General features: G+C 36.6%; 12 protein-coding genes. 11 read left to right on the forward strand and 1 reads right to left on the reverse strand.

What is annotated here, in order from left to right:
* Positions 1-19 precede the first annotated feature (19 nt).
* Genes BN3656_RS09670 through BN3656_RS09695 form a run of 6 tightly spaced genes read left to right on the forward strand, consistent with a single transcriptional unit; the run spans position 20 to position 5077 of the window.
* Positions 20-721, forward strand: coding sequence for a lantibiotic protection ABC transporter ATP-binding protein (locus BN3656_RS09670; protein ID WP_066547249.1), 702 nt, complete (start codon positions 20-22; stop codon positions 719-721).
* Positions 722-725: 4 nt separating this feature from the next.
* Positions 726-1454 carry a lantibiotic immunity ABC transporter MutE/EpiE family permease subunit gene (locus tag BN3656_RS09675; RefSeq protein ID WP_066547252.1) on the forward strand — a complete coding sequence of 243 codons (729 nt, stop codon included), beginning with the start codon at positions 726-728 and terminating at the stop codon, positions 1452-1454.
* A 1-nt stretch (position 1455) separates the two neighbouring features.
* Complete coding sequence (locus BN3656_RS09680; RefSeq protein WP_066547255.1) at positions 1456-2187, forward strand: lantibiotic immunity ABC transporter MutG family permease subunit; 732 nt, start codon at positions 1456-1458, stop codon at positions 2185-2187.
* Positions 2180-3001: a NisI/SpaI family lantibiotic immunity lipoprotein gene (locus tag BN3656_RS09685; protein ID WP_066547258.1), complete on the forward strand. Its 822-nt coding sequence runs from the start codon at positions 2180-2182 to the stop codon at positions 2999-3001. The genes BN3656_RS09680 and BN3656_RS09685 overlap by 8 nt, the downstream gene beginning before the upstream one ends.
* A 58-nt stretch (positions 3002-3059) precedes the next feature.
* The gene (locus BN3656_RS09690) at positions 3060-3725 is read left to right on the forward strand and encodes a response regulator transcription factor (protein ID WP_066547260.1); all 666 of its coding nucleotides are present in this window, start codon (positions 3060-3062) and stop codon (positions 3723-3725) included.
* The gene (locus tag BN3656_RS09695; RefSeq protein WP_066547263.1) at positions 3710-5077 is read left to right on the forward strand and encodes a HAMP domain-containing sensor histidine kinase; all 1368 of its coding nucleotides are present in this window, start codon (positions 3710-3712) and stop codon (positions 5075-5077) included. The genes BN3656_RS09690 and BN3656_RS09695 overlap by 16 nt, the downstream gene beginning before the upstream one ends.
* Positions 5078-5244: 167 nt before the next feature.
* Here the strand turns inward: BN3656_RS09695 and BN3656_RS09700 are convergent, their stop codons facing one another.
* The gene (locus BN3656_RS09700) at positions 5245-5820 is read right to left on the reverse strand and encodes a helix-turn-helix transcriptional regulator (RefSeq protein ID WP_066547267.1); all 576 of its coding nucleotides are present in this window, start codon (positions 5818-5820) and stop codon (positions 5245-5247) included.
* Positions 5821-6464: 644 nt separating this feature from the next.
* Here BN3656_RS09700 and BN3656_RS09705 point away from each other — a divergent pair.
* The 5 genes from BN3656_RS09705 (at position 6465) to BN3656_RS09725 (ending at position 15292) form a co-directional block, all read left to right on the forward strand.
* The gene (locus BN3656_RS09705) at positions 6465-6710 is read left to right on the forward strand and encodes a DUF6870 family protein (protein ID WP_016286640.1); all 246 of its coding nucleotides are present in this window, start codon (positions 6465-6467) and stop codon (positions 6708-6710) included.
* A gap of 129 nt (positions 6711-6839) precedes the next feature.
* On the forward strand, positions 6840-8513 hold the full coding sequence (locus tag BN3656_RS09710; RefSeq protein WP_066547272.1) for a recombinase family protein: 1674 nt from the start codon (positions 6840-6842) through the stop codon (positions 8511-8513).
* A complete protein-coding gene (locus BN3656_RS09715) occupies positions 8514-10169 on the forward strand; it encodes a recombinase family protein (RefSeq protein ID WP_066547283.1) in 1656 nt (551 codons plus the stop codon). It begins immediately after the preceding gene.
* Entirely contained in the window at positions 10162-11733 is a 1572-nt protein-coding gene (locus tag BN3656_RS09720) for a recombinase family protein (protein WP_066547284.1), read from the forward strand. The genes BN3656_RS09715 and BN3656_RS09720 overlap by 8 nt, the downstream gene beginning before the upstream one ends.
* Before the next feature lie 73 nt (positions 11734-11806).
* Positions 11807-15292 (forward strand): SIR2 family protein, encoded by a 3486-nt coding sequence (locus BN3656_RS09725; RefSeq protein WP_066547285.1) that lies wholly within the window; start codon positions 11807-11809, stop codon positions 15290-15292.
* The last annotated feature ends 115 nt before the right edge of the window (positions 15293-15407 follow it).

Consider the following 15407-nt stretch of genomic DNA (forward strand, 5'->3'; position numbering starts at 1 on the left):
AGAAAGGATAGTGTAAAATATGAGTATAATCTTGAAAACAACAAATCTCTGTAAATCATTCAGCAGGCAGACAGTTGTAAATAACATATCGCTGAATATTGAAAAAAATTCCGTCTATGGATTGTTGGGACCAAACGGAGCTGGAAAATCTACCACATTAAAAATGATTACCGGGATTCTCCGGCCTACATCTGGGAGCATTGAGTTTGACGGCCACGCTTGGAGCCGAAAAGATTTGAATGACATAGGAACCTTAATCGAAACCCCGCCTCTTTATGAGAACCTGACTGCATTCGAGAATTTAAAAGTGAGGACGGAGCTTCTCGGCTTACCAGATAAACGCTGCCATGAAGCGCTTGATATTGTCGGCCTTACGAATACCGGAAAGAAACGGGCAGGACAATTTTCTCTTGGCATGAAACAGAGGTTGGGAATTGCGATTGCAATTTTAAACAATCCCCGCCTGCTGATTTTAGACGAACCTACAAACGGCCTCGATCCTGTTGGTATAGAAGAACTCCGTGAATTGATTCGTTCCTTCCCCTCTAAAGGAATTACGGTAATTCTTTCCAGCCACATTCTTACAGAAGTACAACAGATTGCCGACCATATCGGCATTATCTCGGAGGGCGTCTTGGGGTATGAGGGTGTTTTACATGCCGAAGAAAACCTCGAAAAATTATTCATGGATATTGTGAAAAAGAACAGAAAGGAAATGTAAGAGTATGAAATACCTTAAATCAGAACATTTAAAATTCAGAAGAACCTTTTCCAATAAATTGTTGATAATTGCCCCATTGATTACAGCAGTTTTTGCTTGGCTTATGGCTGGATTTACTGGATTCCAATATATGACCTTGTATTGGTGGTATTCCTTTTTACTTCCGGGAACAATTACAGTTCTTTGCTATTTGTCCAATCAAAAAGAAATACGTGCAGATAAATACTATTCTGTATATTCTATGTCTATCAATCTGAAAAAATTTTGGATTAGTAAAAATCTGATTCTGATTGAAAAAATGATATTTGCGGCTTTTATATTGGCATTGTTGGTATGTGTTAGCAATATTATCTCCCCGTCAACCGTTATTTTCACACCGGGACAATCCTTTATAGGCAGTGTTGCTATTATGATAGCTTCTATATGGCAGATTCCGCTTTGCTTATTCTTGATTTTTAAAATAGGATTGTTTATGCCGCTTGCAGTAAATACTGCCTTTGGAATTTTTCTTCCCGGCTTTTTTGGAACTACCTCCTTATGGTGGCTGTGTCCATATTGTTGGGCTCCAAAGCTGGCGGAATCACTAATGGGAATTGGTATCAATGGAACATTGAATGACACTCCTAACGTTTCCATATTACCTGTTGCATTATCTTTAATTTTATCATTCATACTTTTTTTCGTACTTACTTATCTGGGTGCAGGTAATTTTAGCAGACAGGAGGCAAAATAGAATGACACTATATAGAGCAATTCGTTCAGAATTGGTAAAATTGCGCCACACACCACTATTACCAATTCATATATTCGTACCGATAGTCGGTGCAATCCTTTTTACAAGCTATTTTGGCTTATACAGTTTCCGGCCAGACTACAATAAATATAAGCTGATTTTTGAGATTACAGCTACGTTTTTTCCAATTCTTATCAGCATAATTACCGGGTTAAATACGTTTATGGAAGATCACACCGCACATTCACAGCCGATTCTATCCGTTCCAAACAGGATAACCATTTTCTGCGGAAAGTTTCTTGTCCTTTTTGGTGGAGGCGTTCTTTCACTGATTAGTTTGGTGCTATTATTTTCTATACTGGTAGCAATACAAGGACTTATTCCACATCCACCCTATGTCATGCTGTTAGAAACAATAATAGTCCTTGCCTTTGGAAATATTATACTTTACATTTTCCATTTATTTATTGGCTTTAAATTTGGACTTGGGCCGTCATTATTTTTAGGTGTATTTGAAAGCCTACAGGTAATTATGTACAGTAATATTGTCTTAGCGGGAGTTTGGAAGTATATCCCTTTCGCTTGGGCGATTGATTTAAGCCATTATGTGTTAGACGATAAACTATCCCTACACAAAAATGAGGTTTTTATAATGGGACTTATTACAATAATTGCTTTTATTGCAGTGACTTTTTGGATTTCACAATGGGAAGGAAGGAAAAACGATGATTAAGAAAATGATTTTACTGGTTGTTGCTATTCTGCTGATGGGAGCAAGTATGACTGGCTGTTCTATTTTGGAAAAGGGAATTGATGAATATTCCAAAGACAAAGAAGAATGTGTGCTGAATACGGATAATGTGACACAGTTTACCTACAAGGGAGACAGCTTCACCATTCTTGATGATACGCTGTCAAATTCAGAACTTGGAGAATGGGTTGGCTATATCAGAAAACTTGCGGTTATAGATTCAAACGGGAAAATCCTGATTCAACAGGATACAGAAAAGGCCACTTTTAAAACTTTAGCTGATATTGCTGATTTAGAACAAGACGCCGCCTATATCATTCCATTTTTAAATGTCTATACGGTCAAAGCTGGAAATACGCAGGAGCTTATTGTTGACGCAAATGGAGGCTACCACAAAGCTATTCTTAATAGCTCTGTTACAGACAAAGATACTATTTTTCGATACAACCAAAAAGTAGAGGTAGCAGCAGAAGGAGATTTTACAATAAATACGCAAAATTGTACACAGTTGCTATGTGGGGATAAAGTTTATCAGATAACAGATGAAACCGTTCCCGATGAAAATATTGGAGAATATATTGATATAATTGCTGAATCCTATACATTTGATAGTGAAACAAAATTACAAATTCCCAAAGAGGAACTATATCATATTGATTGGAGCGGAAAAGAGAAGAGCTCACAAAAACGAGAGCAGTGGACAATAGGCGGTATATATGAAATCTTGGACAAAGATAGAACTGATTCCGTGGCAGTAGAAGTAAATTCTGAATACCGAGTGGCAAAATGTCAGTAAAATTTGCAAAATAATATGATGGTGCTAAATAGTACCGGAGTGAAAGGAGGTGCATTTTATGGCAAATATCCTTGCTATAGATGATGAAATTCCTATTTTGGAATTGATAAAAAATGGATTGCAGAAAGACGGACACACCGTTTCCACATATCCATCTGTTTCACAGATTCCCTTAGAGTACTTAAACCGATATGATTTGATAATGCTTGACATTATGATGCCTGACACAGACGGCTTTACATTCTGTAAAAAAATCCGCTCCCTTGTGGATTGCCCCATACTATTTCTTACTGCTAAAACATTGGAGAACGATATCACTTTTGGCTTGGGAATTGGAGCTGATGACTATTTGACAAAGCCCTTCCGTATAGCTGAATTGCGGGCACGTGTAAACGCCCATCTGCGGCGGGAAACAAGAGAAAAACACAGCACAATCGTTTTTGAACATATTAAGGTCGATTTATCCGCAAAAGAAATCCGGGTTGATGACTGCCCGGTTCCCTTTACAAAGAGCGAATATTTAATTTGTGAATATCTTGCTAATAATAAAGGACAGGTTTTTTCTAAAGAACAGATTTATGAGGCTGTATTCAGTATTGACGGAGACAGCGATAACTCAACAATTTCTACTCACATTAAAAATGTACGGGCAAAGTTTAATAAGATGGGGGTACAGCCAATCATTACAGTTTGGGGGATAGGTTACAAATGGGAACAAAGATAGCGACATTAAGGACAGCTTTTATAAAATACCTTGTTATGCTGATAGGCGGTTTGGCATTATCCGTAATCACTCCATTTCTTATATTTACGATATTTGCTAGTTTGGGGATTGTTAATTATGCTAATCAAAGTGAAGAATTTGTGAAAACAATAGCTCCTGTTCTTGCTTCAACACCTGATTTGGCAGATGTAACAGAAAATATGCCCCCCGGGTGTGATTACCTTTTACTGGATAAATCATACACAATACTGGAAACCTCCTTAAAAAATGATGATGTGAAATCAGCATTAAGATATGCGACCGATGGTGTTAATACTGCAAATAACGGAAAGCAGTTTCTGCTGATTACAAGGGATAAGGAATTGATTGTTTTACAATACTATATTGGTTCACGCTTTATAAACCCATGGTTGAACAAATATTTTCCTTCACCGGAAATGATACTTTACTCTCTAATTGCTCTGAATTGCGTGTTTGTATGTATACTATTAACCATTCGTTTTTCAAGGCGTCTACAAAAACAATTAGTGCCTATTATGAACGCGACCGAAGAAATTTCATCACAAAATCTTGATTTTGAAATAGGCCATTCTAATATTAAAGAATTTGAAGATGTTCTGCTTTCTTTCTCTAAAATGCGGGATGATCTGAAAATGTCTTTAGAGAAGCAATGGCACGCGGAACAATTACAGAGAGAACAGATTGCAGCATTAGCCCACGATTTGAAAACACCTTTGACAGTTATTCAAGGAAATATTGATTTGATAAATGAAACGGAACTTGATGACGAACAACGTCTATATGCAGATTATATCACTGAAAGCTCCAGTCAAATAAGCATTTATATTAAGACGCTGATTGATATTTCCCGGACTGTTGCTGGGTATCAGCTTCATTTGGAAGAAATTGATATTTCTGGTTATATGGGACAGATTGAAGCACAGGCAAACTCTTTATGTCTTGCAAAAGGAATTTGTCTGCACATGGAAAAGGAAGTTGACTTGGGTATATTCAAAACGGATAAACTTCTGTTAGAACGGGCAATTATGAATGTGATAAGCAACGCCGTAGACTATTCTCCACCACTGGGAACAATTTATGTAACAACACAAAAGGTAGACCGTTTTTTACACATATCCATAACAGACGAGGGAACCGGCTTCACATCAGAAGCTATACACCATGCACAAGAACAATTTTTTATGGGCGACAAAAGCAGAACTTCTAATATGCACTTTGGTATGGGACTTTATATCACAAACAGCATTATCAAACAACATAACGGGCAACTTATTTTAAGCAATTCTAAAAAGACTGGTGGTGCGCAGGTAATAATTAAAATTCCATATTAAGAAATTAGAGGGCGATACTGCGGTATCGCTCAGACTGTAGACAAACTTGGTGCTGGGCATAACACCCAACACCAAGTTTGTCTACAGTCTGAAAGCACTGAAAACCGTTGGGTTTACAGTGCTTTTTCTTTTGGCAAAGAGGAAAAATGCAGTGAATTTAAGTTTTGCTAAGTTTCACTGAGTTCTGATTTTACAGAGCGCCATTGTTTCTTAGGCTCATATTTTCCACATCCGTCACAAGTCTGCGGCCAGTTGATTTTCCACTCAAAATACTCATCTCTGGTAATCTCACAGGATTTCAGTTCTTCTTTTCTGAGAACCCATTCTTTCATAAAATCATTGAGAACTCCATAATTGAACCACATACCAACAGGTGGATGAGCAGGCCAGTTATCTGAATCGTGATAACGGACAGAGGTATCTTCGCTGGAATTGCATTTCTCTCTTGGATAAGTTTCTAACTGGAAGAGATTGATAGCTGTCGGATTAAATTCATCAATCCAGAACAGAATTTCCATAAGTTCAGAAGCATCCATAGTAGTAGGTTCATGCAGTGCTAGTGGATTCACATCCAGAATCTTAGCCATTTCAGTTACCAAATCTTTTCGGGGAACCCGGTAATTTGTTTCATATTGGGCAAGACGGTTTGCGCCTTTATCGCCCCAACCGAGGGCGGCCCCCAGTTCTGCCTGTGTCATATTCCGGAATGTCCGGATTTTTTTTATTTTATCACCGATTGTCATATCAGATTTCCAACTTTCTTTTTGATAAATCCATTTTACTACTAAAAACAAGGAATGTAAACAGAAAGATTCGCATTGAAGCGAATAAAATACTTGACATTCGCATAAATGCGAATTAAAATGACAGTACGATAAAGGTTCGCATGAAAGCGAATGCACAGATAAGGATAAATACTTTTTGCAAATTATTGCAAAATGAGGTTGGTAAAATCCTTCTGTCAGGCTTTATTAGTGAGAGGTTTTTTTGAAGCGAACAACATTTTGGTGTTTCCAGGCTGTAATAAGTGAAAGGATATTCAAAAAACTCTCTTTTGTACCTTGAAAACTGCATGAGCTGTATAATTTGATTCCACAGATGCCATAACCCTGTAAATGATTTTACTGGCGAGCGTCGAAGATACTCCGGAAACGGCTGGTAAGTTTGCGAAGAAGCTGCTAGCATTCAGAAATATTCTGATAGAGGTTGGACGTAACGCTGACAACAGATTATACGAATGGAAGCCAACACGCCGAACAGAATATGCAATGCCATAGTAATAGATAAAATTTGAGAACAAAATGCGAAAGGTAAGGTGATGTGATTGAGAAAATTGTAGGTATAGGACGACTTATACAAAGAATATGTTGGAAAAGAGGTGAGCATCATGGTGAATCAGTCAGTAATAGATTCCAGTGTTAATCTGGAGCAGTTAAAGGACATTGAAGATTTAATTCCTGATATGGATAAAGCTATTTCTGAAAAAGTGGAAACTTTTCTGGATAAATCTGGCGATCAGCCGTATGCTCACATGAATGAAGGGTATGTGGTAGTCGTGGAAATGACAGGAGAAATGGATGCTACAGATGCAATCAGTGATTATTTAAGAAAAAGAACGGAGTTGATGTATTAGATGCAAGTCTTGAAAAAATATCTTGCGAAGCTACAGATGTTATGTTAATGTGAAGTCAGGGAAAATGAACGTGATACATGGTTTCTGACTTCAAATTCAATGGAATAAGTAAGTTGGGAGCGATGTAAAATGGAACAGATGCAAATGAATATGCCAGATATATACGATGCTGCATTGTATCTTCGATTATCGAAAGATGATATGGAAGAGGGCGGTGCGAAGTCAGAGAGCAACAGCATTGCAAATCAGAGAGAGTTACTTCGGAGCTTTGTAAAAAGCCAGCCGGATATTCAGATCTTTGATATATATGTGGATGACGGATACTCAGGAGGAAATTTTGATCGACCTGAGTTTAAACGAATGACAACTGATATAGAAGCTGGAAAAGTAAATTGCGTGATTGTAAAAGACTTATCCAGATTCGGAAGAGAATATATAGAAGCCGGGCGATGGATCGAAAAGACCTACCCGGCTTTAAATGTGCGTTTTATTTCAGTTACAGACCAGTTTGACAGTAAAACAGCAGATTTTTCAGAGAAGTCATTTGTAGTTCCAATCAAAAATTTCGTAAATGAAAGCTATTGTCGGGACATTTCCGGTAAAGTGCGAAGCCACCAGAAAATCAAACGTGAAAAAGGTGAATTTATTGGAGCGTTTGCCCCGTATGGTTACTGCAAAGATCCAGAGAATAAGAATTGTCTGGTGATTGATTCTTATGCATCAGATATTGTAAGAAAAATATTTTCGTGGAAAATTGATGGATTCAGTCTTGGAGCAATCGCAGAAAAACTGAATGTACGTCATGTGCAGTCGCCAAAAGAATATAAAAAGGCAAATGGCGAGAATTATAATTCTGGATTTCACAGCTCAGACACACCGAAATGGTCGGCAGTGCAGATTAAAAGGATTCTGACCAATGAGGTTTACATTGGAAACATGGTACAAGGCAAGCAGGAACGAATCAGCTATAAGGTAAAGCAACGTCTGGATAAGCCAGAATCAGAGTGGGTGAAAGTAGAAAATACGCATCCGGCAATAATCAGGCAGAGTGATTTTGATGTGGTGCAGAAGCTACTTCAGTATGATGGCAGGGCATCGAAAACATCGGACAGTGCAAACTTTTTTTCAGGTTTTGTATTTTGCGGAGATTGCCATACACCGATGATACGCAGGGTAAATCAGTATAAGGGAAAGAAAAAAGCCTTTTATATTTGCCAGACAAAAAATAAAGGTGGAGATTGCACCAGACACAGTATTCCGGAAGAGGTGCTGAAAAGGATTGTATTGAAAGAGATTCAGGCATATACGGCACTTTTCGTAGACTATCAGATGATTATGGAAGAACTTTGTGAAATGAAAGTCAGTTACGATCAGGTAATCGGTTATGATACGCAGATTAGTAAGTTGCAGGAAGAATATGACCGTTATTACAGCCTGAAAGCATCTTTGGGTGATGACTTGAAAGAGGGACTGATCAGCAAAGAGGAGTTCGATGATTTTCGGGAAAGTTACAGAAGAAAATGTGAAGAACTGGAGCAGATGATTGAAAACCAGAAAAAACTGGTAAAGCAAATGTTTGAGGGTGGAGTGTCTGCAACTGTTCAGTTGGAGGACTGGAAGAAATCACTGGAAATCAAAGAACTGGATCGCACATTGCTGGCACTGACTGTAGATAAAATCTATATTTATGAGAACAAGCAAATTAAAATTCACATCCGCTATCAGGATATGATTGAGAAGATGAAAGTCATAAGACGGTTTTATGCGGAACACAGGACAGAGTACAGGAAAGAGGTGGGATAAATGGCAAGAACAGCAAAAAGATATAAGAAAAACACAGAGAAGAAAGTTTCTGGTATTCCGGTATGTATGGCTGCAATTTATGCCAGATTATCCGTAGATAGTGATGAAAAAAAGTCAGAATCTATTGAAACACAGGTTACGCTGATAAAAGAATTCATTCAGAAGAACAATGAAAATCCAGACAGAGAGTATGAGATTGCTGTATATGATATTTATTCTGATTTGGGAAAAACCGGAACAAATTTTGACAGACCGGGATTTGAACGGATGATGAATGATGTCAGGGCAGGTAAAATAAATGGTATTCTGGTAAAGGATTTCTCACGATTTGGAAGAAATTATATCGAAACCGGAAATTATTTGGAAAAGATTCTCCCTTTTATGAAAGTGCGGTTTGTTTCTGTATGTGACAACTATGACTCCTATGCACCGGATGCCAAGAATCAGGAATTATCCATGAATATCAAGAATCTGGTGAATGATGCTTATGCGAAAGACATTTCTGCAAAAGAACGGGCAGCGAAACGTATTGCACAGAAAAATGGTGAGTATGTGGGATCTACAGCTCCATATGGATATTGTGTGGAAAAGATAAATGGAATTTATAAGTTGATGGTGGAAGCGGAAGCTGCAAAGATTGTCCGCAGGATTTTTGAAGAATATGCTTCGGGAGATGGCATACAGAGCATTATTGACAGGCTGTTTGAGGATAGGGTACATCGGATTTCAGATTATAACCAATATCATCATGTGTACTGTCAGGACGGAGAGAACCTTCATCAGTGGGGAAATTCTTCGATACGTGCAGTACTGAACCGGAATAATTATTATGGAGATCTGGTTCAGAGAAAATATGAATCCAGATTTCAAAGAGGTGAAAAATGGTGTGACATACTGGACGAAAGTCAGTGGATTATTACGCCAAATGCTCATGAGCCGATTATCAGCAGAGAATTGTTTGACAAAGCACGGGTCAGGTTAAAAGCAGCACAACAGAAAGCAGCAAAAAATACGGTAGGATGGGAAGAGGATGAAAGAGCATTTTACAATGTATTCTATTGTGGAGACTGCAAGCGGAAAATGTGTACACGCAGATACAGAGGCAATGTGTATTATTTTTGCAACGCTGCTCAGTATCGGGATGAAAGGAAATGTAGTCATAAATCTATCTCTGAAGAAAAATTGCAGAAAATTGTCCGCTCGGAGCTGACCAGACAGTTTCAGTTATCTGGCTTACGGAAAAAGGATATGTCTGCTATAAGCAGTGCGGTATTTCTTTCCAAAATCAAAGAAGTTCAAACAGAAATCAGAAAATTGGATGTAGATATGGAAAAACGTTCAGAAAAACTGGCACAGGCATTTATGCAATATAAAGAGGGGGAACTTTCCAAAGAAGCCTATATAGAAATGAAAGATGACCGTAATAGCTGGAAAGAGTTTTGCGAAGAGAGAAAGAAGTTTTTAGAGCAAACCATACGAAAGCTGGAAAAACAGCAGAAAGAAGAAGCCAGATTTTTACGAAGTCTGCTGGAATTGGATGGGACAACCAGAATCAATGCGGAACTTGCAGAGGACTTGGTTGAAAGTATGTATCTGTATGGTGATGGCAGACTGGAAATTAATTTCGGGTTTAAGGGGGCGGTAGAACATGAGTGATCAGAAACTGATTATTGGATATTACCGTCTTTCCATGGAAGATGACTCAGAGGGAGAAAGTAACAGCATTATTAATCAGAGAAAACTGGTAAAAGATTATATTTCCAATATTCCGGAACTGGATTCTATGCCATTTCAGGAGTTCTACGACGATGGATATTCTGGTTCTAGTATGGAGCGTCCAGCAATTAAGCAGGTTTTGGAGCTTGCCAGAGAGAACAAAGTGCAGTGCATTGTGGTAAAAGATTTTTCACGTTTTGCCAGAAACTATATTGAGATGGGAACTTATCTGGAGCAGATTTTTCCATTTCTGGGAGTACGATTCATTTCTATTTCAGACCGATATGATTCTAAAGATTATAAAGGAAAGAGTTCAGACATCGAAGTACAGTTTAAAGGATTGATCGCAGACTTCTATGTGAAAGATCAGTCTGTAAAGGTAAAGGCAGCAGTCAGCACCAGACGGGGAAAAGGTGAGTATTGTTGTGGTTCTGCACCTTATGGGTATCGAATCAATCCAGAAAATAAGAAAGAACTGGTGATTGTAGAGGACGAAGCGGAAGTGATTCGCAGAGTATTTGAACTGACCAATCAGCGATATTCCAAGATGGAGATTTGTAAGTTATTCAATGAAGAGGGGGTATTGACTCCCTTGCAGTCTATGAGCAGACGACAGAAATCAGACAGCAAGAAAGCTACATCAAGAGGATTGCAGTGGACGAGTGATATGATACGGAAGATTGTGGATGATAAGACTTATATAGGCTGTATGGTCTATGGAAAGACAAAGATTCCAGAACCAGGGACAGGGAAAGAAGTACCAGTGCCGAGAAATCAGTGGAAAGTGATGGAAAATCACCATGAGCCGATTGTATCAAAAGACATCTTTGAGAAAGCACAGTCCCTGCAGATCAGATACACTAAAAAAAGCAAATTTGACAGGGAGATAACACTATTAGGTGGCTATGTGAAGTGTGGAAATTGTCATAGAAGTCTGACTTCAAGCAGTCCGGTTCATGGTCATATTCTTTATAGCTGTGCTTACAGTAAAGGAAAAGAAGATACAGGGTGTTTTGCCGGGAAAGCGGATAACAAAATGCTAGAGCATATCGTACTGGCAGAAATAAAGGCATATTTACGCCAGAATATCAGCCAGGAACAGATGCAGCAATCTATGAGAAAACAGCAAGAGGACAGTATAGAAGCCTATAAGACGGAAAGTGCAGACTGTGAAAAACGTCAGGAGCAGATAAAGATTCAGAACCGCCAGAACTATGAGAAGTATCATGAGGGACAGATGAATCAGAAACAGTTCATGGAAGCAAAGAAGCAGTTGGAAGAAGAAAGAGAACGACTGCAGAAACGTGTACAGGAACTGGATGAACTGATAAACGGAGAGAAAGAAATTCTGATGAAAAAAAATGTTCCGGTGGAGCAGATGTTGAAGTATTTAGGCTATGAGAAGTTGACACGAGAAATGCTGGAAGAATATGTGCAGGGAATATATGTGTATGATGACGGGAGAGTGGAGGTGGAATGGAGGGCACTTAAATTAGCACGATGACAATATTTAATGTGCTATGGTAGAATAAATATAGATTTAGATAATGTTTTTATGTTGAAAGAAAGGTGAGAACATGAATATGAATTATATTAGAGAAATTGCAGAAGCTTTGTCTGAGAATCATGCTGCATTGATGGTAGGGGCTGGATTTTCAAAAAATGCTGAAAAGGTTTCTATTACAGATAAAAAATTCTTAAATTGGAATGAGCTTTCTGATTTGTTTTATGAAACAGTTTATGGGAAAGAAGGGCCAGGGAAGCAATATAATAGTTCTCTGAGGCTTGCTCAGGAGGTAGAGATTACGGTAGGACGTCCCAAATTGGAAAAAATAATTAAAGATGCAGTACCGGATTTGGAATACGCTCCTTCTGAAGTGTATGTGAAGTTAATGGAAATGCCATGGAAGGATGTATTCACTACAAATTATGATACTTTATTAGAGCGTGCAGCAGATAAGGTAACAAACCGTCGATATAATGTTGTCATTTGCCAAGAAGATTTAGTCAATAGTAACAATGCTCCCAGAATTTTAAAATTACATGGTTCGTTTCCATCATACCGTCCATTTATAATTACCGAAGAAGATTATAGAACATATCCAGTGAAGTTTGCTGCAATGGTTAATACAGTTCAGCAAGCATTATTAGAGAATGTATTTTGCATGTTAGGTTTTTCTTGTGAGGATCCTAATTTCATAAAGTGGATTGGATGGATACATGATAATCTTGGAAAGAGTAGCTCGCAAAAGATATATATGGTATCAGTTACTCATATTGCTGAGGCAAAACGTAAATTACTTTTTGAACGTAATATTATTGTTATTGATTTACAAGAACTATGGCCAGACAAAAATATTGGTGATAGATTGAATTCTTTTTTAGAAGAATTAAAATTAAGAGTGGAAGAAAAGCGGAGAAAAGATAATTGGTTTGATTTAAGACAGTTGCATTTACAGTATGATACTGATTTTGTGAAAAAAACAGAAATAATGAAAAAATTAAATGAATCATATCCGGGTTGGATTTTTTTACCGTGGAAAATGAAAAATAAGGTAAGTTATGTATTAAATGAACTCGATAATATGAATGAATTTGAACATATTTCATTCACAGATCAAGTAAACTATATGTATGAATATGTAAAGTTTATGGATATCGCAGGAAGACCGATTCTTTCTCAGGTAGTGGATCAGTTTTTGAATGTATTGGAGAAAAAAGAAGGGGATGAACTAGTTGACAGTTTTGGAACAGAATTAGAATACAAAGAACAAGTAATATATTTGCATCTCTTACGTTCTTATAGAGAGTTGGCAGAATGGGAAAAGTATGAAGCATGTCATGAAAAAATAAAAGATGCATATTTAGACTATGATAATAAGCAATTTTTATATGCGTGCGATTGTCGGAAACAGCTATTTAGATTTCAAGCTGAAAAATTAGCGGGAATGCTGGATTCGTGGAATTTGGTAAACGGTGATATGTACTGGCCTTTGGTTAAAGCCAATATGTATGCACTTATTGGAGAAATATCAAAAGCGGATGCAATCCTATCGGATGTACTTACCTTGGTGAGGAAACAGTTGGTCAAAGCAAGTGGAAACGAATATTTGTCTTCGATAGAAGAAAGTATTGTATCATTAATTAATTTTATCAGACAAGGAAATATTGTAGATGAGACAGAAGAATGTATACATGAAAGTGATGTATCTTGGTGGAATGAAAATGATAAGTATTGTTTATATTTAAATACAGAAGAAAAAGGTAATAAGAGTTTTGAAACAAAAGATAATTTCGATTTGTCCTCTACATATACAATGCATATGGGAAGGGATAATACAAATGTGTTTTATGCACTGGAATATTTGAGGTTTCTAGAACAAACAGGTCATCCATTTCGGTTGCAGAATGTTACTAATACTAAAGGATTACACAGCACAGTAAAACTATTAGCACCATATTATCCACACTGGTGCCTTATGCAAATTTTAATAGCACAGGATAATAAACATATAGATTTAATGTTTGGACGAGTTAAGTTGTATGAGTTATCACAAGAAGAAGTTGATGATATTGCGAAAGAATATTTAAGAATATTTCAGATTGTGATGAAAAATGTTAAGCCAGAGAATTTCTTTTTTGCAAAGTCTATATATGAGCAGTCAGCAGTAGTTCTTCCAGATATTATAGCGAGATTATGTTATAAATGTTCAATTAATATATTGGATGAAATTTTCGATTCAATTCTTGATTTGTGCTTAAGTAATGTTCGAACAAATTTCAAGGGTATTCGAAAAATATTTAAAGGATTGTTTGAAGCATTTTCACTTCAAGATCAAGAAAATCGAATCGAGAAAATACTACAATTTCCGGTGGATGTAGATCGAATGAGTGATTATTGCGATCCAATAGTATTTATATCAAAACCGAGAGAAAAATATGTGCTTGATATTGAAATATATAACAGGATACTTTTCCAAATTAAACAAACAATAAAAGAAGCAGAAAATGAAAAAAGACAAGCTGCAGTGAATCGTTTGGTTATACTTGCACAAGTTATTATACTAAATGAGGAGGATTTGAGATATTTATGTAAGGTATTAGAAAAAGAAGAAACACTAGAAAATAAGTCTATATTATATGTGTTGGATAAACAAAAGTATGAGAAAAATAAAAAAGAAATATTTGAAGATACATTAAAAAGAATGAAATCAGATTCAAATACGCAAATGTTTTCGGCTGGAGGAAATAATTATAGAGACTTAATAGGAATTCTTAATGATATAGATATTAGTAAAATTAATCTGGAAGAAGCGTTGGAAGTGCTGACGAATTTAGTGAAAACTAACCAATCATGGGTTGAGAGAAATCAACCAAATGCTAGTGAAAGAATTCGTCAGAGCTTTTTAGTTGTCATGGGATTGATTATTTTACGTGAGAGTAAAAATATTGATTTATCCGAGACAGAAAAAGAAAAGGTGTATGCATATTTTGAAGCTTTAAGCGAGCTGTATAAAAATTCCATTGCAATTGACATGATAGAAGCATGTTTTGTTGATGATAGCAAATTTTATTTTGAAGATTTTCAAAATAAAATTTGGTTAAGTAATGAGCAAGAGTTGGGGTTGATTAAAGATTTTTATGATGTACTTTATATAAATGATTTTAAGTTACAAAACAATGACATGTTGTTGAAGTGTTCAAATATGCTTTTTAGGATTTCGATATATAGAGTGATAAGTAGTGAAATACTTCACAATATGGCTGCATTGAAATTGTGTTATGCAATAATAAAAAATGAAATTGTTTTAAAAACAGAAATACAGACTTTACTTGTATGTTTGCTAAAGCTTCAAGATGAGACGGTAATAAAACAAACAGATTCTGAACAAGAAGCTTTGTATAAATTAAGATGTCGAATAATATCTTGCAAGATTGCGAAAGAACTGTATGTAAGAGGAATAAAATCTGATATTGTAGATGGGTGGAAAAGAATTAGTGAGAATAAAAATGAATTTATAGAAATAAGAAATGTTGTTTTTGATACTACAGGAGATGAGTAAATATTATTGTTGAGCTCTTATACTGTATGACAATGACATGACATCCTAGAGACAATTAAGTATTGTTGAGAGCATACCATACGCTACTTGAAGAGAATGTGATAAGTGGAGTTGT

Source organism: Clostridium sp. AT4, from assembly GCF_001517625.2.
Taxonomy (GTDB): domain Bacteria; phylum Bacillota; class Clostridia; order Lachnospirales; family Lachnospiraceae; genus Enterocloster.

Bases quoted from the DNA above. Each gene is read 5' to 3' on its own strand.
- BN3656_RS09700 (WP_066547267.1), bottom strand. From the start codon at position 5,820: ATGACAATCGGTGATAAAATAAAAAAAATCCGGACATTCCGGAATATG.
- BN3656_RS09725 (WP_066547285.1), top strand. From the start codon at position 11,807: ATGAATATGAATTATATTAGAGAAATTGCAGAAGCTTTGTCTGAGAAT.
- BN3656_RS09675 (WP_066547252.1), top strand. From the start codon at position 726: ATGAAATACCTTAAATCAGAACATTTAAAATTCAGAAGAACCTTTTCC.
- BN3656_RS09695 (WP_066547263.1), top strand. From the start codon at position 3,710: ATGGGAACAAAGATAGCGACATTAAGGACAGCTTTTATAAAATACCTT.
- BN3656_RS09680 (WP_066547255.1), top strand. From the start codon at position 1,456: ATGACACTATATAGAGCAATTCGTTCAGAATTGGTAAAATTGCGCCAC.
- BN3656_RS09720 (WP_066547284.1), top strand. From the start codon at position 10,162: ATGAGTGATCAGAAACTGATTATTGGATATTACCGTCTTTCCATGGAA.
- BN3656_RS09715 (WP_066547283.1), top strand. From the start codon at position 8,514: ATGGCAAGAACAGCAAAAAGATATAAGAAAAACACAGAGAAGAAAGTT.
- BN3656_RS09690 (WP_066547260.1), top strand. From the start codon at position 3,060: ATGGCAAATATCCTTGCTATAGATGATGAAATTCCTATTTTGGAATTG.
- BN3656_RS09685 (WP_066547258.1), top strand. From the start codon at position 2,180: ATGATTAAGAAAATGATTTTACTGGTTGTTGCTATTCTGCTGATGGGA.
- BN3656_RS09705 (WP_016286640.1), top strand. From the start codon at position 6,465: ATGGTGAATCAGTCAGTAATAGATTCCAGTGTTAATCTGGAGCAGTTA.
- BN3656_RS09670 (WP_066547249.1), top strand. From the start codon at position 20: ATGAGTATAATCTTGAAAACAACAAATCTCTGTAAATCATTCAGCAGG.
- BN3656_RS09710 (WP_066547272.1), top strand. From the start codon at position 6,840: ATGGAACAGATGCAAATGAATATGCCAGATATATACGATGCTGCATTG.